A 20,009-nucleotide genomic window follows, 5' to 3' on the forward strand; every position below is an offset into this window, starting at 1 on the left:
CGTGCTGCCGGACCTGAGCGAGTTGAATTCGGACGCGGCGTACGCGGCGCGCCGCAACGATATCGAGCTGTGGGCGCCTTGGGCCCGGCACGCGCTGGCCTCGGTGGGGCTACCGCAGCCGCGGACCTTGACGGTGCCGGGGCCGAGCACCAATCCGGTGGTCGTCGGCGATAACGGGATGGTGGTGAAGTTCTTCGGCCCGTATTGGTCCGGTCCGGAGAGTCTGGTGTCGGAGACCGAGGCGTATCGGGTGCTCGGCGGGCAACCGCTGCCGGTGCCTCGGCTGCTCGCCCGGGGTGAGCTGCTTCCCGGCGAAAGTGGTTGGCATTGGCCGTTTCTGGTGACATCGGCGGTGGCGGGACGGCCGTGGCGGCAGGTGCTGGCGACCGCGGGCCGGGCCACCGCGCTGCGGTTGGCCAGGAGTGCGGGCGAGCTGCTGGTGGGCCTGCGGGCGGTGCCGCTGGTGGAAACCGGCGTACTCGGTTACGACGCACCGGAATTCGCCGAGATGCTGCGGCCACGGCGCAGCGCGACGGTGGCCGACCATCGAGGGTGGGGCTACCTGTCGCCGGAGCTGCTCGCCGCCGTCGAGGGATTCCTGCCGGATGTCGACGACCTGATCGACGGCGCCGCACCGGTTTTCGTGCACGGCGACCTGAACGCGGACAATCTCTTCGCCGATCCGGAGCGCGGTGAGATCACCGGCCTGATCGACTTCAACGACGTCTACGCGGGCGACTTCCGGTACAGCCTGGTGCAGTTGCATCTCAACGCGTTCCGCGCCGACCGGGAGCTGTTGGGTGTCGCGCTGGCGGCCGCCGAATTCGAGGTGACGCCCGAGTTCCCAAGGGCGATGCTGGCTTTCACCTTCCTGCACGATTTCGAGGTGTTGGAGGAGGTCCCGTTCGACCTGACCGGAATCACCGATATCGATGAACTCGCCGAAACGCTTTGGGGCGTGCACTGATTCGGTTGCACGGCCGAATCGCTACGGCTGTACGTTCCGGGAGTTCTTGTGATGCACGGCTATCCGGAGCTGGCCCAGGAGCACCTTCGCGGCCGGGGCCGGTGGTGGGTCGCGCCGCCAGACGAGCGCGAGCCTGCCGCGCAACGGTGGATCGACGATTTGCAGCGTCCGGACACCGAACGCCGCCGCCTGCTCGGGGGTGAGTTCCGGTACCACCGCGATGCCTAGCCCGCGCGCGGCCAGTCGCAACAGCACCGGCGGAGCGGCGGCCTCGAAGGCGATATCGGGCTCGAATCCGGCCGCCGCGCAGGCGCGTTCGAGCACGCCGCGGACACCGGTGCCCGCGGGCAGACAGATCAGCGGATGCTCGCGCAGCGCGTCGAGCGCGATCCGGTCGGTGTGCGTGTCGTCGGCCGCGGCCACCGCGGCGACGACGGCGGTATCCAGGACGATCTCGGTGTCGATGGCGGGATCCAGTGCGGCGCCGGTCAATCCGACGAGGGCGAGATCGAGTTCGCCGGAGCGCACGGCCGCGAGCATGCGGTCGGAGGTGTCCTCGGTGAGGCTGATGCCGACCTGCGGATGGTCGTCGTGGAAATCGGCGAGCAGCCCCGGTGCGTCGAATTCGTCGGTGGCCGCGCCCGAGATGAGGCCCATCCGGACGTGGCCGCGCAGCAGCCCGGTGAATTCGTCGACCGTCTGGGTGATCCGCTCGGCCGCGTCCAGGGCGGCCCTGGCGTGCGCGAGCACCGCCGCGCCCACCGCGGTGGGGACGACCGAGCGCGGGCCGCGTTCCAGCAGCGGCTGCCCGAGCTCGCGCTCCAGCTGGCGGATCTGTGCGCTCAGGCCGGGCTGGGCCAGGTGGAGCCGGGCCGCGGCCCTGGTGAAATTGGCCTCCTCGACCACCGTGACGAAGTAGCGCAGCTGCCGCAGTTCCATAAACAATCATTCTAGCTATTAGAAGATCTATCTGTTGTACTTCTAGCTCGTGGTCGAGCATCGTATGAGTCATGGGAAATAACGCAACGCAGACCGTCGACACCTTCACCGGCCCGGTCTTCCGCCCCGGCGACGAAGGGTACGAAGCGGAGATCGCCGGATTCCAGACCGCGTATACGCACCGGCCCGCGCTCGTGGTGGGTGCGGTGCACGCCGAGGATGTCCGCAGCGCGGTGGAATACGCGGCGCGGCAAGGACTTCCGGTTGCCGTTCAGGCGACCGGGCACGGGCTCTCGGTCGCGGCCGACGGCGGTGTGCTGATCAGCACCCGCCGGATGACCGCCATCACCATAGATCCGGCCACCCGGATCGCCCGGATCGGTGCGGGCGTGCGGGCGGGTGCGCTGGTCGAGGCGGCGGCACGGCACGGTCTCGCCCCGCTCAACGGGTCCTCGCCATCGGTCGGCGTCGTCGGGTACAGCCTCGGCGGTGGAACCGGCATCCTGGCAAGGCAATTCGGCTACGCGGCCGATCATGTGCGTGCGATCGAACTGGTCACCGCCGACGGCCGGGTGCGCAGGCTGACCCCGGGCGACGAACTGTTCGGCGCGGTGCTCGGCACCGGCGGCAACTTCGGCGTGATCACCGCGCTGGAGGTGGAACTGGTTGAGCTGACGGAGGTTTGGGGCGGTCAGCTGGTGTTCGATACGCCGCTGGTGGACGCCGCGCTCGCGGCGTGGCGGGAATGGACCGCGACGGTGCCCGAGGAACTCACCTCCACCGTCGTCCTGCTCACCTTCCCGGATATCCCGCAGGTGCCCGAGCCGTTGCGCGGCCGGTACGTGGCCTCGTTCCGGATCGCCTTCACCGGATCGGCCGAGGAGGGGGAGCGGCTGGTGGCACCGCTGCGGGCGGTGGGCCCGCGGCTGAAGGACGACCTGCGCACCATGCCGTACACCGAAAACCACACCATTCACAGCGATCCCGAACATCCGCACGGGTACGCCGCGACCAATGCCATGCTCGGCGAGCTGACCCCCGAGACGCTGTCCGCGCTGCTCGCGCTGACCGGTCCGGACGGCCCGCTGCGAGTGGTCGTCGATATCCGCCACCTGGGCGGCGCGCTGCGGCGGCCGGGCCCGAACGGCGTCGCGGTCGATCACCGGGACGCCGCGTATGTGGTGCGGGTGATCGCCATGCCCGAGCCGGCGGACGGCGCCGCGGCGCCGGCGGCGCTGGCACAGGTGCGAGAGGCGTTGGCGCCGTGGACGATCGGCCACAGCCTGAATTTCCTCTACGGTGCGGGCGCGGCCGCCGACGAGGCGCAGACGAGGGCGGGATACGCCGCCGAGACCTACGCCCGGCTCGCGGCCTTGAAGTCGAAGTACGACGCGCACAACATGTTCCGGTTCAACCGCAACATCCGGCCGAATTGACCTGCCGCCCGGCCTGATCGGGCGCGGTGCCGAAATATGTCGGCACCGCGCCCGATTCGTGTGTCACACGAGGATCGCGCCGCCGTCCAGCGGCATGATCGTGCCGGTCGCGTGCCGCTGGGTCAGGTAGAACAGGTACGCCTCGGCGATATCGGTGGTCTCGCCGATCCGGCCCAGCGGTGCGCCGCCGCCGCTGCCGTAGAGCTGTTCGCGCGCATCCTCCGGCAGGAAATCCCACATCGGTGAACGAACGACGCCCGGCATCACCGCATTCACCCGGGTAGGGGCGAGTTCCACGGCCAGCGCCCTGGTCAGACCCTCCAGCGCGCCGCAGACGCTGGAGGTCACCGTCGACCCGGGTATCGGCCGGGGGCTCGCGGTACCGGTGGTGAGGGTGATCGAGCCGCCGGGCGCGATCAGCGGCGCGGCCGCCCGCACCGCGGCGAGCACGCCGAAATACCTGAGCTCGAAGAACTTTCGCGCGGCGGTCAGGTCCAGATCGGCGAGCGGGCCGAGCAGCAGCGCCTCGCCCGCGGTGAATACCAGATGGTCCAGGGCGCCGATCTCGTCGAACAGCGCGGTCACCCGGGCCGGTTCGGTCAGGTCGGCGACCTTGCCCGCGACGCCGTCCGGCAGCTGCGCGACCGCATGCGCCACCCGCTCCGGATCACTGGAAACCACCGTGACTTTCGCCGCCCGCCCGGCCGCGGCGGCGGCCACCGCGAATCCGATTCCCGAGGTACCGCCCAGGACTACGACATGTTGTCCAGTGAGGGACATGGCTTTTCCTTTCGGTCGAAACTGCCTGTCCACCTTCGGTCCGCGAGCCCGCCCGCGTCCAAAACCCTTTTCCGCGTCTGTAATACCCTGAGGGCATCATGGTGGATGTCGACCTGCGCAAGTTGCGCTATTTCGTCGCCGTGGCCGAGCATCTGCACTTCGGCCGGGCGGCTCGGGCGCTGTATATCGCGCAGCCGGTACTGTCCCGGCAGATCCGGGCGCTCGAGGACGAACTCGGCGCGCAGCTGTTCGTCCGGGACCGTCGCTCGACCGAGCTGACCGCGGCGGGGGCACAGCTGCTCGCCGACGCACGTCCGCTGCTGGCCAGCGCGAATGCCTTGCGTCGCAGGGTGATTCGGGCGTCACGCGATGCGGACACGTTCACCGTCGGCTTCATGCCCGGCCTGATCGTCACCGAGCCGGTGCGGGCGCTGCGTGAACGCCATCCCGGGCTCACCGTCGAGTTGGTGCGCACCACCTGGGACGACCAGGTCGAGGTGATCCGCGACGGCCGGGTCGACGCCGGCTTCGTGCGCATGCCGATCGACCGGCACGGCCTGCGCGTGCGCCCGCTGTACACCGAGCCGAGGGTGGTGGTGCTGGCCGCCGAGCACCGGCTCGCGGGCAAGGAGTCGGTCGAGATCGCCGATCTCGCCGACGAGCGGCTGAGTCAGGATCCGGATGCGGTGCCGGAATGGCGGGATATCGCGACGCGTTCGCGCGACGTGGCACCGGTCTTCCGCAGCGTCGAGGAAAAGCTCGAGCATGTGGCCGCCGGATACGGGATCGTCGTGCTGCCGCTCTCGGTGGCGACCTTCTACACCCGGCCGGATATCGCCTATGTGCCGGTGCGCGGGCTCGCACCCAACCAGGTATGCCTGGCCTGGGCGGTCGAGCGGCGCGATCCGCTGTTCGACGAATTCGCCGAGCTCGCGGCCGTGCGCTGAACCGATCGTCATCGAAAATCCGGACTTCCGGGCCGGGGATACTGCTGCTATCTTAGTGATATCACCATGATACTAGGAGGATGTCATGAAGCTTCGGGCTGCCTTTCACGTCAACGGGTTCCCGGTGCTACTGGGGGTGTTCGTGCTGGTCATCGGATTCGGTGCGGCCGCGGCGGCCGGCTATGCCGAGGGGGCCAAGAACGACAACGCGCTGGCAATAGCCGGGGCAATCGTCGGGACGCTCGTCGTGGTCGCGCTACTGCTCTCCGCGACTGGGCTGGTGGTCGTGAATCCCAACGAGGCCAAGGTTATTCAGTTCTTCGGCCGCTATATCGGCTCGGTGAGCGAACCCGGCTTCTACTCGGTGGTCCCGCTCACCGACCGCAAGAGCATCTCGCTGCGGGTGCGTAACTTCGAAACGCAGAAGCTGAAGGTCAACGATGCCGACGGCAATCCGGTCGAGATCGCCGCCGTGGTGGTCTATCGGGTGGTCGACAGCTTCAAGGCCGCCTTCGCCGTCGACGATTACGAGGTGTACGTGGAAACCCAGTCCGAGGCCGCGGTCCGGCATCTGGCCACCACCCACCCGTACGACGCGCACGACACGGAGCGCACCAGCCTGCGCGACGGCGCCGAGGTGGCGGGCGAGCTCACCACCGAATTGCGCGACCGCACCGAGATGGCGGGCATCGAGATCATCGAGGCCAGGATCACCCACCTCGCCTACGCGCCCGAGATCGCGCAGGCCATGTTGGTTCGTCAGCAGGCCGCCCAGGTGGTCGCGGCCCGGACCAAGATCGTCGAGGGCGCGGTCGGTATGGTCGGATTGGCCCTGGACCGGCTGGCGGAGCAGGGCGTGGTGGAACTGGATGAGGAGCGCAAGGCGACGATGGTGTCCAACCTGCTTGTCGTACTGTGTGGCGATCGCGCGACACAGCCCGTCGTCAACGCCGGAACCCTCTACAGCTGAGCCGATCTCATGGTCGAGCGCAAAAAGATACTGCTGCGCCTGGATCCGTCGGTGCACGACGCCATCGCCAAGTGGGCCGCCGACGACCTGCGCAGTATCAACGCCCAGATCGAGTACGCACTGCGGCTGGCGCTGGAGGAGGCGGGCCGCAAACCGAAATCGAAACCTGTGGGGGACTGAGTAGCGCTGAAGCGACGCCGGGCATCGGGTGCGACGCCCGGCGTCGTGCTATCTGGGCATTTGAGGGTTTACCCGCTAGATAGCAGAGAAATTCGCGGAAAATACCAATACGGTGTTCAATGATATCGTTGAAGGGGTCATTTTGTTGTGTAGCAAAGGATTCCGATGACCTCTCCGATATCAGTCTCCGGCCTCGACCTCTCCGCCGCCGCGCTCGCCGATTCGGTACGCACCTTCCTGGACGCCCTCCCGACGCCGCCGTCGCTGCTCGCCCTCGGCGAGCCGACGCACGGCATCGAGGCATTCCCGGAACTGCGCAACGGCCTGCTGCGGGAACTGGTGTCGCGGCACGGTTTTCGCGCCATCGCACTCGAATCGGATTGCCTCGCGGGCATATTGGTCGACGATTACGTGACCACCGGCCGCGGCGATCTCGACGATGTGCTCGCGCGCGGGTTCAGTCACAACTTCGGTACGTTCCGGGCGAATCGTGAATTGATCTGCTGGCTGCGCGATTACAACGCCGGTGTGGCCCCGGCCGATCGCGTCCGCTTCCACGGTTTCGACGGTCCGCTCGAGATAGCGGCGGCGCCGAGCCCCCGCGTCGTCGTGCACTCGGTCCATACCTTTCTGGCCGAACATCTGCCCGCGTCGCGAATCCCGCACACCGCAGGCGAATTGGACGAGCTGATCGGTGACGACGCGGAATGGTCGAATCCGGATGCCATGTGGGAGGCGGCCCGGTCCATCGGCGACACCGACCGGGCCAGGGCATTGCGCTGTGCCGTGGACGACCTACTGGGTTGTTTCGAGGCCGAAGTGCCCATCCTGCGAAAGGCCGTTTCCGACAAGGATTTCGAGCGCGCCAGCATGTTCGCCAGAACCGCGCACGGGCTGCTGCGCTACCACGCCGCGATGGCGAATCCGGTGCCGGACCGGATCTCGATACTGGGCGGCCTGCGCGATGTCATGATGTCGGAGAATCTGCTCGCGATCGCCGAAACCGGCAGGCCTGCCTTGGTATTCGCGAGCAATGCGCATCTACAGCGCAACGAGGCCAACGTGCGGACCACCATCGGACCGGACTGGCGCTGGTGGAGTGCGGGCGCGCTCGCCGCCGCGCACCTGGGCGAGCGCTATGTCTTCATCGCCGCCGACGGCGTCGACGATGTCGACACCCGGGAGGACCGGTCCACCCTGCAAGGTGTGCTCGCGGCGGCGACCGCGGAGCGTGCGCTCTTCCCGCCGCGCGAACTCGCCACCATCCTCGCGGAATATCCCGAGCTGCGGCCCCGGTCCACCGACGACACCCGCTATGCCCCGCTCGATCCGGCGATCGGCATGGATGCCGTCGCCTTCCTCAGGATTCCGGTTTCTCGGTGATGAATATGGCGGTGCCGGGAAATAACTCGCCGCGCAGCGGACTCCACTGACCCCATTCCCGGTCCAGCCATTCCGGCCAATCCGGTTCCACGATGTCCTTCAGGAGCAGACCGGCCGCGACGATTTCGCGCACCCGGTCGCCGATGGTGCGGTGGTGTTCCACATAGGTCGGCAGACCTTCACCGTCCAACTCCACATAGGGCGTTCGGTCGAAATAGGGAATCGATGCGGTCAACCCGGCTGGACCGGGATCGTCGGGGAAGACCCAGCGCATCGGATGGTTCACCGAGAAAACCCAGCGGCCGCCCGGCCGCAGCACCCGGGCCACCTCGCGCATCACCAGGGCCGAATCCGCGACGAACGGCACCGCGCCGAAGGCCGAACAGGCCAGGTCGAACGATTCGTCCCGGAACGGCAGCGCCTCCGCGCCCGCCTGCACCAGCGGTACCCGCGGCCCGCCCCGGTCCATCGCCGCGCGCCCGCGCGCCAGCATCCCCATGGACAGGTCGAGCCCGACCGGATGCGCGCCCTGCCCGGCCAGCCAGCGCGCGCACGGCGCCGAACCGCAGCCGATCTCCAGGATCCGCTTGCCCGCCAGCTCGCCGAGGAAATGCATATCGCCCTCGTGCAGACCCTCTGGGCACCAGATGAATTCGCCCTCGGGGGAGTCGACTCCGAGGAAATCGGCGTGGGTTTCGTGGTACTGCTCGGCGTCGGCGTCCCACCAGCGCCGGCTGGCCTGCTGACTCGCGGCCGAACCGAGCCGGGTCCGCGCCGTTCCCGCGGTTCCGAGCAGTGCGTTTGCCATCGCATGGCGTTCATCCGACACGCCGACAGCGTAATCGGCGCGGCGCGTGGGACCGGTTTGCCCGGCCGGACCAAGGTCGCGTACGCTGAACGCGCGAGTGTCTTCAGTACAACCGTACCGGAGTTCAACCCGTGCTGAGTTTCACATGCGTTGCGTGCGGTACGTTCCTAGTGTCCGTCAATCACACCTGCGCGGTGAGATCGCAGCGTACCGAAAGTTCCAATGTCCGCAACCGACCACAATCCGTCCGGAGCAAACCGACACATGCCCACCACCGTCACCTCGCCGCAGGTAGCCGTCAACGACATCGGCTCCGCCGAGGACTTCCTCGCCGCCATCGACGCCACGATCAAGTACTTCAACGACGGCGACATCGTCGAAGGAACCATCGTCAAGGTCGACCGCGACGAGGTTCTGCTCGACATCGGTTACAAGACCGAAGGCGTCATCCCCTCCCGCGAACTCTCCATCAAGCACGATGTCGACCCGAACGAGGTCGTTTCCGTGGGCGATGAGGTCGAGGCCCTCGTTCTCACCAAGGAGGACAAGGAAGGCCGCCTGATCCTGTCGAAGAAGCGGGCGCAGTACGAGCGTGCGTGGGGCACCATCGAAGAGCTCAAGGAGAAGGACGAGGCCGTCAAGGGCACCGTCATCGAGGTCGTGAAGGGCGGTCTGATCCTGGACATCGGCCTGCGCGGCTTCCTCCCTGCCTCGCTCGTCGAGATGCGCCGCGTCCGCGATCTGCAGCCGTACGTCGGCAAGGAGATCGAGGCCAAGATCATCGAACTGGACAAGAACCGCAACAACGTGGTCCTGTCCCGTCGCGCCTGGCTGGAGCAGACCCAGTCCGAGGTGCGCAGCGAATTCCTGCACCAGCTGCAGAAGGGCCAGGTCCGCAAGGGTGTGGTCTCCTCGATCGTCAACTTCGGCGCCTTCGTCGATCTCGGCGGTGTCGACGGTCTGGTGCACGTCTCCGAGCTGTCCTGGAAGCACATCGACCACCCGTCCGAGGTCGTCGAGGTCGGCAACGAGGTCACCGTCGAGGTGCTCGACGTCGACCTGGATCGCGAGCGGGTTTCGCTCTCGCTCAAGGCGACCCAGGAAGATCCGTGGCGCCAGTTCGCCCGCACCCACGCGATCGGCCAGATCGTGCCGGGCAAGGTCACCAAGCTGGTTCCGTTCGGCGCGTTCGTCCGCGTCGAGGAGGGCATCGAGGGCCTGGTGCACATCTCCGAGCTGGCCGAGCGCCACGTCGAGGTGCCGGATCAGGTTGTCGCCGTCGGCGACGACGCGATGGTCAAGGTCATCGACATCGACCTGGAGCGTCGCCGGATCTCGCTGTCGCTGAAGCAGGCGAACGAGGACTACCACGCCGAGTTCGACCCGTCGAAGTACGGCATGGCCGACAGCTACGACGATCAGGGCAACTACATCTTCCCCGAGGGCTTCGATCCCGAGACCAACGAATGGCTCGAGGGCTTCGACAAGCAGCGCGAGGAGTGGGAAGGCCGCTACGCCGAGGCGGAGCGTCGCCACAAGATGCACACCGCGCAGATGGAGAAGATGGCGGCCGACGCCGCGGCCGAGGCCGCCAACGGTGGCCCGTCCAACTACTCCTCCGAGAGCGGTGCGCAGGCCGCGGCCTCGCAGTCGGAACCCGCCGGCGGTTCGCTCGCGAGCGACGCCCAGCTGGCCGCTCTGCGTGAGAAGCTGTCGGGCAACGGTTAAGCCGCTGCACGAGTAGGAGGCGAGCGCTCGCAAAGAGCGCTCGCCTTTCTCGTTTCGCTCGTATCTTGTGGGGGCGAAGCCCCCACACCCCACCCGGCGGGGCTACGCCCCCGGACCCCCTTCCCGGGTTGCTTTGTGAGCGGATGTTCGGGTTGGTTCGAGCCTCGGGTGAACGAACGCTGCGCCCCAACCGGATTCGGTTGGGGCGCAGTCGTTTTCCGGGGTGTTGTTGGGCGGGTGCTGGTCGGCGTGATCGGTGGGTTGGTCTCGTGGTCGCGTCGCTACGACGGCTGGATCGCCTGAGATAGGCGCGGTGTGCGTTGGTATGCGGCGTTCCGGTTTCGCACCTTAGATGACGCCAATCCGACCCCACGCCGAGGGTGTTCCGGTTTCGTATTCCGGATGCCGTTGTTCCCGCGAAGGTTTCAGTTTCTCGCGCATGCAATAGCTTGTGCGAGAAGCCAATTGCTCCGCGCGAACCGCTTACCTACGTGTTCAAAGGTGAATGAGGGCTGCCGCACCCCGGCTTCGAACCGTGCACACGATGTACGGGGTGTGCACCTTGAAGCCGGGGTGCGGCGGTTATCGACGAACGGGTAACGGCCGACCCGTCCCATTTGGTGGGAACGAGCCCCCCGCTTGCCAGCACCGCGCGCCTGTCTGGGGCGATTCAGCTGGCCTAGGCGGACAAAATCAGCTGGGATATGCGGAAATCCCGCGGAAGTCGTCTGGTTTTGTCCGCTCAGGCCGGATGCTACAGCGCCAGTAGGTATATCGGCCTCACCGAGTGCGAAACCGCACCCCGCATGCCAACGCACTCCGCACCTACCTGGGGCAATCCAGCCGTCGTGGCGGCACACCCACCAGCTGAACGCGCCGATCACCCCAGACAGCACCAGCTCAGACGCCGCTGTTCGGCAACCCCGATGGCCTCGGGGTGACCGGAGCTCCACGCCGAGACGGGAATCCCGTTGTGCCACGCAGGACTTCGGGGGCGCCGCGGGGTGGGACGGCCGCCTCGTGTGGGGCGACCATCTGCGCCGTGGTGAGGGCGACGACCTGGATCTGGTCCAGGCGCAGGCCGAGTCCGGCCAGGCGCGCGATGACACCGAGCCGATGTTCGGCCAGGCCCGGTCGGATCGGCAGTGGGTCGCGGCCGGGGCGGCGCAGCACGTACATGCGCTGCGCGCTGTCGTAGGTGACCGGGACACCGTCGCGGATCGCGCGATAGGCGTCCAGGTCCAGCGTGCTGTGCCGGACCGGGTCGATCATCAGCTGCTCGATGAGGCGTTCGGCCTCGTCGAGGTAGTACCGCTGATCCTCCGGCGCCAGCTCGGACACCCGCTGCGCCACCCGCCACCGGTAGTCGGCGGCGGCGGACCGCAGCAGCGATCGGTGGCGTTCGGCCTCCTCGGCGAGGTCGAGCGCGCGGCGGTGCCGGTTGGACGGCTGCTCGGCAGGCAGGCGCCGGACGGGCAGCGGATCCCGCGGGTCGGGCATCGAAGCATGGACGTCGGGCATGGCCCCTCCTCGGCTCGAGTTGCGAATTACCTTGTCCAGCAACTCGGTCGACGTCCGACCCACTTCGTATTCTGCCGCAGGGGTACGACAAGTTTCGCCGCCCGACGGCTTCGCCGACAGCGCCTGAATCGTCCTCGACTCCTCCGCCGAGTCCTCCCTTCGGCGGATCTCGGATTCAGGGCCGCCTCGTAGTTTTCCAACCGCAGGATGAAAACGGTTGGGAGACGGTATGAGTACGTGGTTGTTGGTGGCCATCATCGTCGGTGTGATCGCGCTGGTGATCAAGCGATTCCGGGGCGAGCCGATGGACGCCCGCGATATCTTCCTCACCCCGCTGATCCTGGTGGCGATCGGCGTGTTCAGCGTCACCAAGGTCAAGGATCTGAGCACCGTCGACATCACCTTCCTGGTGATCGGCGGCGTGATCGGTATCGCCTTCGGCGCGGTGCGCGGGACGACGGTCGACATCTTCGAGCGGGACGGGCATCTCTGGCAGCGCTACACCGTGAAAACCGTTGTGGTGTGGGTGACTTCGTTCGCGGTCGGATTCGGGGTGAGCATGGTCGGCCTCGCGCTCGGCATGCATCACGACGCGCGCCCGACCACGCTGTCGATCGGTATCGGCATGCTGGGGGAGATGTTGACCCTCGGCGTGCGCGCCTTCTCCACCGGCGTGCCGTTCAAACAGGACGGTAAGGAAGGCGGGCGGTCGAATTCGATCATCGATCAAACCTTCGACCGGTTCCTGACGCAGGCGCAGTCGTACGGGAAGCGCGGCGATCAGCCGGATGAGGAGCGCAAATTCGACCGGGGTTCCATCGAGCAGCCGCCGACGTTGCGCGACGGTCTGCAGTGGCTGAATCGCGGGCGGGACAACCGGCGCTGAAGGTCGCGGCCGGACCGTCCCCGCGAACTCTACGCAACCGGCCGATTAATCCTGTCGCACAATCGGACACAGGGAATGGGACAGCCGCCGGCGAGCGGTAGGCTTTCGCGGCAATGCCGCAATTGTGCGCGCTGCCTGATCGAATTCGATGAAGTCGGACGTTTGACCAACTTAACGGTAGTGTCGCTGCGGGAAAGTCAGCTCGGCAGAAAGGCCCTACCGCAAGATGTGCGCAGCGAGCCCGTTCAGCGGCCTCAACCGTAGACAGTTCCTGGCGAAGGCGGCGGCCGCGGGTGCGGTCGGCGCGCTGGCCTCCTGGGCCAACCCGATCATCGAGCGCGCGTACGCCGCCGACCCGGCGGGTATGGGCGGACTCGGCGATATCGAACACTTCGTGCTGCTGATGCAGGAGAATCGCTCGTTCGACCACTACTTCGGCACCTACTCCGGCGTCCGCGGCTTCGACGATCCGTCCGCGTCGTGGCGCCAGTACGGGTGGACACCCGGCGCGGGCCCATCGCCCGACGGTTACGTCAACCCGTTCCGGTTGGACACCACCCGCGGCGCGACCCTCGACGGCGAATGCATCAACGATCCGGACCACACCTGGGGCGGTATGCACCGGGCGTGGAACGGCGGCCGCAACGATCAGTGGATGCCGATGTCCATCGAGAGCGTCGGCCCCGCCAACGCGCCCGCCGCCATGGGTTACTACCTGCGCGAGGACATTCCGATCCACCACGAGCTGGCCGAGGCGTTCACCCTCTGCGACAACTACCACTGCTCGGTGCTCGGCCCGACCGATCCCAACCGGCTCTACTGGATCAGCGCGACCATCGATCCGGACGGCCGCGCGGGCGGTCCGCTGGTCGAGACGCCGACGCTGATTCCGCAGAACGCCTACAGCTGGCGCACTTTCCCGGAGAATCTGTCCGAGGCCGGGGTGAGCTGGAAGGTATACAACAACCGCGATGTCGGCCCGCTGTCCTCGGTGATCCTGGACGGCATGCTCGGCTGTTTCAAACAGTCGCAGGACCCGAACTCCGAACTGCATCGCCGCGGCATCGCGCCGGTGTACCCCAACGACTTCCAGGCCGACGTCGCCAATGACACGCTGCCCGCGGTCTCCTGGGTGATCCCGGCACTGATCAACTGCGAACATCCGGCGCTGCCCGCGGCTTTCGGCGCGTACGGCATCGTGCAGCTGCTCGACATCCTCACCTCGAATCCGAAGGTGTGGGAGAAGACCGCGCTGATCATCAGCTACGACGAGAACGGCGGCTTCTTCGATCACGTCACCCCGCCGACGGCGCCCCCGGGCACGCCGGGTGAATTCCTGACCGTTCCGCTGGACCGGGTCAGCTCGGCGAAGGGTATCGCCGGTCCGATCGGGCTCGGGTATCGCGTTCCGGGACTGGTGATTTCGCCGTACAGCCGGGGCGGGCTGGTGGCCTCGGAGACCTTCGACCACACCTCGCAGCTGCGGCTGCTGGAAACCCGGTTCGGGGTGGAGGTGCCGAATCTGACGAAGTGGCGGCGCGGCGTCACCGGCGATATGACCTCGGCCTTCGATTTCGGTTCCGCGCCGAACGCCGCCAAGCCGGTGCTGAGCGATCCGAAGCCGAAAATGGATGCGGCCGTTGCCCAGTGCGGCCCGAATATCGCGCTCGGCACCGCGACCAAGGGCGTGCCGTATCCGGTACCGCCGAACGAGATGCCGCGCCAGCAGCCGGGCACCCGGCGCAAGCCGAGCGGTCTCGTGCGCGCGTAATCCTTACAGATGTAAGAACATTCGGCTCCGGCCCGAGACAGGCGAGTGGCCCAGCCCCGAAATGGGCTGGGCCACTGCCCAAGTGTGTGTTCAGCCGACGGTGGCGGGCACCCAGCGGACACTCGGGACGACGGCGGAGCGTTTTCGCATGGCCGCGAAGCTGTGCCGGGCCGGGCTGATCAACGCGGTGAACCATGTGCGGCGATGCTCGGCGAGCGCGGCCGCGACGGCGGGGATGTGGATGCAGTGCACTCCGCCCGCCATTCCCAGGCGGTGGCGACCCGTCTGGTCGTGTCTGGTGCCCAATTGTGTTCCTTTGCTTGCTGGTGCTGGCCTGGATCGCCAGGGCGAAGATTAGCCGAACGAAACTGGCGGGCACGGTATTTTGCGCAAGTAATTGCCCCGGCGTGTCGGAAAGTTATCTTCGCCGGTCCGGATTCTCCGGTAATTGTTGCGGATCGGTCTCGGCGATGTCACGGATCGGCCAAATGGTCGGTCGGTATGTGGAATGTGGTGGGCGGCTGGGTATTAGGAGGGTTTGTCCGCCCCCCGGGCCGCGCGGGTCGGTGCGCCGCCGGGATGCGAGACTTGGCCAATGTTGCGGATCGGCCTCACCGGAGGCATGGGAGCGGGCAAGTCGACGGTGGCGCGGACGCTCGCCGAACTCGGCGCGGTGATCATCGACTCCGATGTCATCGCGCGAGAGGTGGTCGCACCGGGTACCGAGGGTTTGGCCGCACTCGTCGCGGCCTTCGGCGCGGAGATACTCGCCGCCGACGGCAGCCTGGATCGGCCCGCGCTCGCCGCCAAGGCATTCGGCTCCGACGCCGCGCGCGCGACCCTGAATTCGATCACCCATCCGCTGGTCGGTAAACGCACCGCGGAACTCATTTCCGCGGCGCCGCCGGATGCGATCGTGGTGCAGGACATTCCATTGTTGGTGGAAAACGGATTGGCGCCGTTGATGAATCTGGTGCTGATCGTCGACGTGCCAGAGGAAACCCGAATTCGGCGCTTGGTGGAATTCCGCGGTATCGCCGAATCCGACGCGCGCGCCCGAATTTCCGCGCAGGCCACCGACGAGCAGCGGCGCGCGGCGGCCGATGTGTTGCTGGACAATTCCGGTCCGGCCGGTGCGGTCGACGCGGTGGTGCGCGACCTGTGGCGGGACCGGCTGGTGCCGTTCGAGCACAATCTGCGCACCGGAACCCGGGCGCGGCGGGCGAATGTCGCACTGGCGCCGCCGAATCCGGAGTGGCCCGCGCAGGCGCAGCGGCTGATCGCGCGGCTGTGGGTGGCCTGCGGTACCTCGGCCTCGCGGATCGATCACATCGGATCCACCTCCGTGCCGGGCCTGCCCGCGAAGGATGTGCTCGACCTGCAGATCACCATCGCCGATCTGGACGTGGCCGACGGGCTGCGCGATGCGCTGGGCGCCGCGGGTTTCCCGGTGATCGCCGAGATCACCGGGGATAATCCGAAGCCCACCCCGCAGGATCCGGCCGGAACCGATAAAGCACTGTGGGCCAAGAGAATTCACGCGAGCGCTGACCCGGGCCGCCTGGCGAACGTGCACATCAGGGTCGACGGCTCGCCCGGCCAGCGGTTCGCGCTCGACTTCCGGGACTGGTTGCGCGCCGATGCCGCGGCCCGTGCCGAATACCTCGAGGTGAAACGCGCGGGCGAGGCCAAGGCCGCCGGGCTGACCGGCACCGAGGCGACGCTGGCCTACCTGGACGTGAAGGAACCGTGGTTCGACGCCGCGTACGAGCGCGTCCGCGCTTGGCATGCGGCGCGATAATCCGATGCGTCAGAACAGCTTTGCCAGCTTGTCGAGGTGCGCCGGGTCGGATCGACGAGGGCCGCGAAGGTCTTACATCCAGGTGAGGGTGATGCCCATGGATTCCATCCAGGATTCCAGGGAGTGGCCGTTCGCGGCGATGCCGTCGATGGCGGTGGCCGCGTTGGCCACCGCCGCCTCGGCCTCGGCCGCGCCGATCAGACCCGCGGCATGGGCCGCGAGCAGCTCGTCGACATCGAGCAGTTCGGTCTCGCGGCCCGAGCGGACCACGATGTCGAGGTAGTGGTCCACCGACTTCCACTGTTTCGGGCCGAGCCGGGTGTACTCGCCGAGATCCAGGTAGTAGTCCTGATCGCGCTGATGTGCCGGGTGATAGTGGAATACGGTCGCGCGCAGGGACAGTTCGGGTAGTAGCCACGACTCGATGTAGTGGAACTGCGGATGGTCCGAGGTGCGCGCCATGTACAGGCCCCACGACTCGACCCGGTACGTCTCCACCGGCCGCACGAATCCCTTCGGATCGGTGTTGGTCAGCCCGGCGAGGTCGAAATATTCGACCTTGGGCCGGTGCACGTGCACCGGCGCCGGGTCGGCGTTGACCAGTCCTCCGTGATTACGCACGCCGCCTCCTCTTCGACCGGACCTTCCCGCCGGGTGTCATGCAGAAAATCTACCGCCACTCGAGCGCTTGGTCGCGGCGGTGCGCGGCCGGTGGAGCGCCGGATTACATCCAGGTCAGGCCGATGCCCTGGGCGGCGAGCCAGCGTTCGACGTCGTGGTCGTGCGCGGCGAGCCCGTCCATGGCGGCGGTGGCGCGTTCGAAGGCCCGGTGCGCCTGCGCGGTGTCGACCACCCCGGCCGCGTGCGCGGCCAGCAATTCGTCGACGCCGCGCAGATCGGCCCGGCGGCCGCCCTGCACCTCGATGTCGAGGTAGTGGTCCACCGCCTTCCAGCGCTTCGGCTCGATGCGGGTGTATTCGCCGATATCCAGGCAGTAATCCCGGCCGTGATGGTCGCCGGCGTGCCGGTGCGCGATGGTCGCGCGGATCGAAAGATCCGGCAGCAGCCAGGATTCCAGGTAGTGGAACTGCGGCCCGTCGACGCAGCGCGCCATATAGAGGCCCCACGGTTCGACGTGGAAGCGTTCGACCGGCCGGACGAAACCCTTGGCATCGGTATTGGTGAACTCGGCGACGTTGAAGTACTCGACTCTTGGTCTGGTGGGCGTTCGCCCCGGCGGCGCGGCGGCCCCGTTGCTGCCGTTGGTCGCGATGGTTCCGTGTGCGAATGCGATTCCACGGATATCCCGGGCCACAAATCCGGCGATCCCGGTGACCGCCGGTGCGGCGACGAGCAATGGCAGCAGTGCGCTCATAGCCTCGTCCCTTCACCAAGTCTGGACAACCAGTTCAGAGTACACCTGGGCAACCCCTCCCTCACCCGGTGTGACAAAGCCGACCCGGCCATGAATACTGTTGCGAGAACAGACCTTTCGAGCCCATTACGGTTATTTGAGCAAGGCTTGAACAAGGGTTGGGTGAACCATTGTGCACACGCCTGGCAACCAGACTGTCCAGTCTTCATAGCGGTGGATTCCGCGGGGCGCGAAGGCGGGCTGTTCTTGTCGGTGCCTGGTTCTAGGCTGGGAGCATGGCTTTCGCAACCGAGATCCCCGCCGGCAACGAGCCGCCGCTCGCCCATTCGGAATTCCGGCCCGTCGGCGAGATCGAGCGCACCGACGGCCGGTTCGAGGTGGTCAGCGAGCACAAGCCCGCGGGCGATCAGCCCGCGGCGATCGCCGAGCTGGAACGCCGGATCCGGGCGGGGGAGCGCGATGTCGTGCTGCTCGGCGCCACCGGCACCGGCAAATCGGCCACCACGGCCTGGCTCATCGAGCGGCTGCAGCGGCCGACGCTGGTGATGGCGCCGAACAAGACGCTCGCCGCGCAGCTGGCCAACGAGTTGCGGGAGATGTTGCCCAACAACGCGGTTGAATATTTCGTCTCGTACTACGACTACTACCAGCCCGAGGCGTATATCGCGCAGACCGACACCTATATCGAGAAGGACAGCTCGATCAACGACGATGTCGAGCGGCTGCGCCATTCGGCGACCTCCAGCCTGCTGTCCCGGCGCGATGTCGTGGTGGTCGCCTCGGTGTCGTGCATCTACGGCCTCGGCACGCCGCAGTCCTACCTGGATCGGTCGGTGCAGCTCGAGGTCGGCGGCGAGATCGACCGCGACGCACTGCTGCGGCTGCTGGTCGACGTGCAGTACACCCGCAACGACATGTCCTTCGTGCGCGGCTCGTTCCGGGTGCGCGGCGACACCGTCGAGATCATCCCGTCCTACGAGGAACTCGCGATCCGCATCGAATTCTTCGGCGACGAGATCGAGGCGCTGTATTACCTGCACCCACTCACCGGTGATGTGGTGCGTCAGGTGGATATGCTGCGCATCTTCCCGGCCACCCACTACGTCGCCGGTCCGGACCGGATGGAGCGCGCGGTTCGCGATATCGAGGAGGAGCTGGCCGAGCGGCTCGCCGAGTTGGAGCGCCAGGGCAAACTGCTGGAGGCGCAGCGGCTGCGCATGCGCACCCAGTACGACCTGGAGATGATCCGCCAGGTCGGATTCTGCTCCGGCATCGAGAACTATTCGCGCCACATCGACGGGCGGCCCGCCGGATCCGCGCCCGCCACGCTGCTCGACTACTTCCCGGAGGATTTCCTGCTCGTCATCGACGAGTCGCATGTGACCGTCCCGCAGATCGGCGGCATGTACGAGGGCGATATGTCGCGCAAGCGCAACCTGGTCGAATACGGTTTCCGGCTGCCTTCGGCGGTGGACAACCGGCCGCTCACCTGGGAGGAGTTCGCGGACCGGATCGGCCAGGCGGTATACCTGTCGGCCACGCCGGGCCCGTACGAGCTGGGGCAGACCGGCGGTGAGGTGGTCGAGCAGGTCATCCGCCCGACCGGCCTGGTCGACCCGCAGGTGGTGGTGAAGCCGACCAAGGGCCAGATCGACGACCTGGTGCACGAGATCCGGGTGCGCGCCGAACGCGACGAGCGGGTGCTGGTCACCACGCTGACCAAGAAGATGGCCGAGGACCTCACCGATTATCTGCTCGGGCTCGGCATCCGGGTGCGCTACCTGCACTCCGAGATCGACACCCTGCGCCGCGTCGAACTGCTGCGCCAGCTGCGGCTCGGTGAATACGACGTGCTCGTCGGCATCAACCTGCTGCGCGAGGGCCTCGACCTGCCGGAGGTTTCGCTGGTCGCCATCCTGGACGCCGACAAGGAGGGCTTCCTGCGCAGCGCGACCAGCCTCATCCAGACCATCGGCCGCGCCGCCCGGAATGTCTCCGGCGAGGTGCACATGTACGCCGACGCGGTCACCGATTCGATGCGGCACGCCATCGAGGAGACCGATCGCCGCCGCGCGAAGCAGATCGCATACAACGAGCAGATGGGCATCGACCCGAAACCGTTGCGCAAGAAGATCGCCGACATCCTGGACCAGGTGTACCGGGAGGTGGACGACGAGGTGGAGATCGGCGGTTCGGGTCGCAATGCCAGCCGCGGCCGCCGGGCACAGGGCGAGCCGGGGCGCGCGGTGAGCGCGGGCGTGTTCGAGGGCCGCGATATCAAGTCGATGCCGCGGGTCGAACTGGCCGACCTGGTCAAGGAACTCACCGACCAGATGATGAACGCGGCCCGCGAGCTGCAATTCGAGCTGGCCGGCCGGTTGCGCGACGAGATCGCGGATCTGAAGAAGGAACTGCGCGGCATGGACGCTGCCGGGCTGAAGTGAGCGCTACCGCCCACTGGTCGAAAGGTGGTATCCGCCAACGGGATTCGTGTCCCGTGGCGGATACCGGCCGGCT

Annotated in this window: 18 protein-coding genes; 11 read left to right on the forward strand and 7 right to left on the reverse strand. The window is 67.2% G+C overall.

The window, feature by feature from the left end; all coding sequences use genetic code 11:
* Position 1: 1 nt before the first annotated feature.
* On the forward strand, positions 2-967 hold the full coding sequence (locus F5544_RS16270) for a phosphotransferase family protein (protein ID WP_203217573.1): 966 nt from the start codon (positions 2-4) through the stop codon (positions 965-967).
* 21 nt (positions 968-988) lie between these two features.
* On the opposite strand, the gene F5544_RS16275 is transcribed toward F5544_RS16270, so the two are convergent.
* Positions 989-1,906: a LysR family transcriptional regulator gene (locus tag F5544_RS16275; RefSeq protein ID WP_167473971.1), complete on the reverse strand. Its 918-nt coding sequence runs from the start codon at positions 1,904-1,906 to the stop codon at positions 989-991.
* Between the two features lie 71 nt (positions 1,907-1,977).
* On the opposite strand from F5544_RS16275, the gene F5544_RS16280 reads away from it, so the two are divergent.
* Complete coding sequence (locus F5544_RS16280; protein WP_167473972.1) at positions 1,978-3,342, forward strand: FAD-binding oxidoreductase; 1,365 nt, start codon at positions 1,978-1,980, stop codon at positions 3,340-3,342.
* Between the two features lie 63 nt (positions 3,343-3,405).
* Here F5544_RS16280 and F5544_RS16285 read toward each other — a convergent pair whose 3' ends face one another.
* Positions 3,406-4,122 (reverse strand): SDR family oxidoreductase, encoded by a 717-nt coding sequence (locus F5544_RS16285; RefSeq protein WP_167473973.1) that lies wholly within the window; start codon positions 4,120-4,122, stop codon positions 3,406-3,408.
* 98 nt (positions 4,123-4,220) lie between these two features.
* Between F5544_RS16285 and F5544_RS16290 the strand changes: the two genes are divergently transcribed.
* From F5544_RS16290 to F5544_RS16305, 4 genes are all read left to right on the forward strand, one after another.
* Positions 4,221-5,069 (forward strand): LysR family transcriptional regulator, encoded by an 849-nt coding sequence (locus F5544_RS16290; protein WP_203217574.1) that lies wholly within the window; start codon positions 4,221-4,223, stop codon positions 5,067-5,069.
* An 85-nt stretch (positions 5,070-5,154) separates the two neighbouring features.
* Positions 5,155-6,039: an SPFH domain-containing protein gene (locus F5544_RS16295; protein ID WP_167473974.1), complete on the forward strand. Its 885-nt coding sequence runs from the start codon at positions 5,155-5,157 to the stop codon at positions 6,037-6,039.
* 9 nt (positions 6,040-6,048) lie between these two features.
* Positions 6,049-6,219, forward strand: a complete 171-nt coding sequence (locus tag F5544_RS16300; RefSeq protein WP_167473975.1) for a toxin-antitoxin system HicB family antitoxin — start codon at positions 6,049-6,051, stop codon at positions 6,217-6,219.
* A gap of 165 nt (positions 6,220-6,384) precedes the next feature.
* Positions 6,385-7,602: an erythromycin esterase family protein gene (locus F5544_RS16305; protein WP_167473976.1), complete on the forward strand. Its 1,218-nt coding sequence runs from the start codon at positions 6,385-6,387 to the stop codon at positions 7,600-7,602.
* Here F5544_RS16305 and F5544_RS16310 read toward each other — a convergent pair.
* Positions 7,580-8,431 carry a class I SAM-dependent methyltransferase gene (locus F5544_RS16310; RefSeq protein ID WP_167473977.1) on the reverse strand — a complete coding sequence of 284 codons (852 nt, stop codon included), beginning with the start codon at positions 8,429-8,431 and terminating at the stop codon, positions 7,580-7,582. The two genes, F5544_RS16305 and F5544_RS16310, sit on opposite strands and share 23 nt — an antisense overlap.
* A gap of 243 nt (positions 8,432-8,674) precedes the next feature.
* On the opposite strand from F5544_RS16310, the gene rpsA reads away from it, so the two are divergent.
* Entirely contained in the window at positions 8,675-10,138 is a 1,464-nt protein-coding gene (gene rpsA, locus F5544_RS16315; RefSeq protein WP_167473978.1) for a 30S ribosomal protein S1, read from the forward strand.
* A gap of 900 nt (positions 10,139-11,038) precedes the next feature.
* Here rpsA and F5544_RS16320 read toward each other — a convergent pair.
* On the reverse strand, positions 11,039-11,659 hold the full coding sequence (locus tag F5544_RS16320; RefSeq protein WP_167473979.1) for a hypothetical protein: 621 nt from the start codon (positions 11,657-11,659) through the stop codon (positions 11,039-11,041).
* Positions 11,660-11,888: 229 nt separating this feature from the next.
* Here F5544_RS16320 and F5544_RS16325 point away from each other — a divergent pair, with 229 nt between their 5' ends.
* Both F5544_RS16325 and F5544_RS16330 read left to right on the forward strand, forming a co-directional pair.
* The gene (locus F5544_RS16325; protein ID WP_174867345.1) at positions 11,889-12,545 is read left to right on the forward strand and encodes a DUF1453 domain-containing protein; all 657 of its coding nucleotides are present in this window, start codon (positions 11,889-11,891) and stop codon (positions 12,543-12,545) included.
* 226 nt (positions 12,546-12,771) lie between these two features.
* Positions 12,772-14,316 (forward strand): phospholipase C, encoded by a 1,545-nt coding sequence (locus tag F5544_RS16330; protein WP_167473980.1) that lies wholly within the window; start codon positions 12,772-12,774, stop codon positions 14,314-14,316.
* 90 nt (positions 14,317-14,406) lie between these two features.
* On the opposite strand, the gene F5544_RS16335 is transcribed toward F5544_RS16330, so the two are convergent.
* Positions 14,407-14,622: a hypothetical protein gene (locus F5544_RS16335; RefSeq protein WP_167471232.1), complete on the reverse strand. Its 216-nt coding sequence runs from the start codon at positions 14,620-14,622 to the stop codon at positions 14,407-14,409.
* Positions 14,623-14,911: 289 nt separating this feature from the next.
* On the opposite strand from F5544_RS16335, the gene coaE reads away from it, so the two are divergent.
* A complete protein-coding gene (gene coaE, locus F5544_RS16340; protein ID WP_167473981.1) occupies positions 14,912-16,117 on the forward strand; it encodes a dephospho-CoA kinase in 1,206 nt (401 codons plus the stop codon).
* A gap of 72 nt (positions 16,118-16,189) precedes the next feature.
* Here coaE and F5544_RS16345 read toward each other — a convergent pair whose 3' ends face one another.
* Together F5544_RS16345 and F5544_RS16350 are read right to left on the reverse strand one after the other, a co-directional pair.
* Positions 16,190-16,738 (reverse strand): DUF402 domain-containing protein, encoded by a 549-nt coding sequence (locus tag F5544_RS16345; protein ID WP_238847273.1) that lies wholly within the window; start codon positions 16,736-16,738, stop codon positions 16,190-16,192.
* 103 nt (positions 16,739-16,841) lie between these two features.
* Complete coding sequence (locus tag F5544_RS16350; protein WP_167473982.1) at positions 16,842-17,492, reverse strand: DUF402 domain-containing protein; 651 nt, start codon at positions 17,490-17,492, stop codon at positions 16,842-16,844.
* Positions 17,493-17,767: 275 nt separating this feature from the next.
* On the opposite strand from F5544_RS16350, the gene uvrB reads away from it, so the two are divergent.
* Positions 17,768-19,936 carry an excinuclease ABC subunit UvrB gene (uvrB, locus tag F5544_RS16355; protein ID WP_167473983.1) on the forward strand — a complete coding sequence of 723 codons (2,169 nt, stop codon included), beginning with the start codon at positions 17,768-17,770 and terminating at the stop codon, positions 19,934-19,936.
* Positions 19,937-20,009: the final 73 nt, after the last annotated feature.

Source organism: Nocardia arthritidis (genome assembly GCF_011801145.1).
Taxonomy (GTDB): Bacteria; Actinomycetota; Actinomycetes; order Mycobacteriales; family Mycobacteriaceae; genus Nocardia; species Nocardia arthritidis_A.

Coding starts and splice junctions, on each gene's coding strand:
- F5544_RS16275 (WP_167473971.1), bottom strand. CDS start 1,906: ATGGAACTGCGGCAGCTGCGCTACTTCGTCACGGTGGTCGAGGAGGCC.
- F5544_RS16280 (WP_167473972.1), top strand. CDS start 1,978: ATGGGAAATAACGCAACGCAGACCGTCGACACCTTCACCGGCCCGGTC.
- F5544_RS16285 (WP_167473973.1), bottom strand. CDS start 4,122: ATGTCCCTCACTGGACAACATGTCGTAGTCCTGGGCGGTACCTCGGGA.
- F5544_RS16290 (WP_203217574.1), top strand. CDS start 4,221: ATGGTGGATGTCGACCTGCGCAAGTTGCGCTATTTCGTCGCCGTGGCC.
- F5544_RS16295 (WP_167473974.1), top strand. CDS start 5,155: ATGAAGCTTCGGGCTGCCTTTCACGTCAACGGGTTCCCGGTGCTACTG.
- F5544_RS16300 (WP_167473975.1), top strand. CDS start 6,049: ATGGTCGAGCGCAAAAAGATACTGCTGCGCCTGGATCCGTCGGTGCAC.
- F5544_RS16305 (WP_167473976.1), top strand. CDS start 6,385: ATGACCTCTCCGATATCAGTCTCCGGCCTCGACCTCTCCGCCGCCGCG.
- rpsA (WP_167473978.1), top strand. CDS start 8,675: ATGCCCACCACCGTCACCTCGCCGCAGGTAGCCGTCAACGACATCGGC.
- F5544_RS16320 (WP_167473979.1), bottom strand. CDS start 11,659: ATGCCCGACGTCCATGCTTCGATGCCCGACCCGCGGGATCCGCTGCCC.
- F5544_RS16325 (WP_174867345.1), top strand. CDS start 11,889: ATGAGTACGTGGTTGTTGGTGGCCATCATCGTCGGTGTGATCGCGCTG.
- F5544_RS16330 (WP_167473980.1), top strand. CDS start 12,772: ATGTGCGCAGCGAGCCCGTTCAGCGGCCTCAACCGTAGACAGTTCCTG.
- coaE (WP_167473981.1), top strand. CDS start 14,912: ATGTTGCGGATCGGCCTCACCGGAGGCATGGGAGCGGGCAAGTCGACG.
- F5544_RS16350 (WP_167473982.1), bottom strand. CDS start 17,492: ATGAGCGCACTGCTGCCATTGCTCGTCGCCGCACCGGCGGTCACCGGG.
- uvrB (WP_167473983.1), top strand. CDS start 17,768: ATGGCTTTCGCAACCGAGATCCCCGCCGGCAACGAGCCGCCGCTCGCC.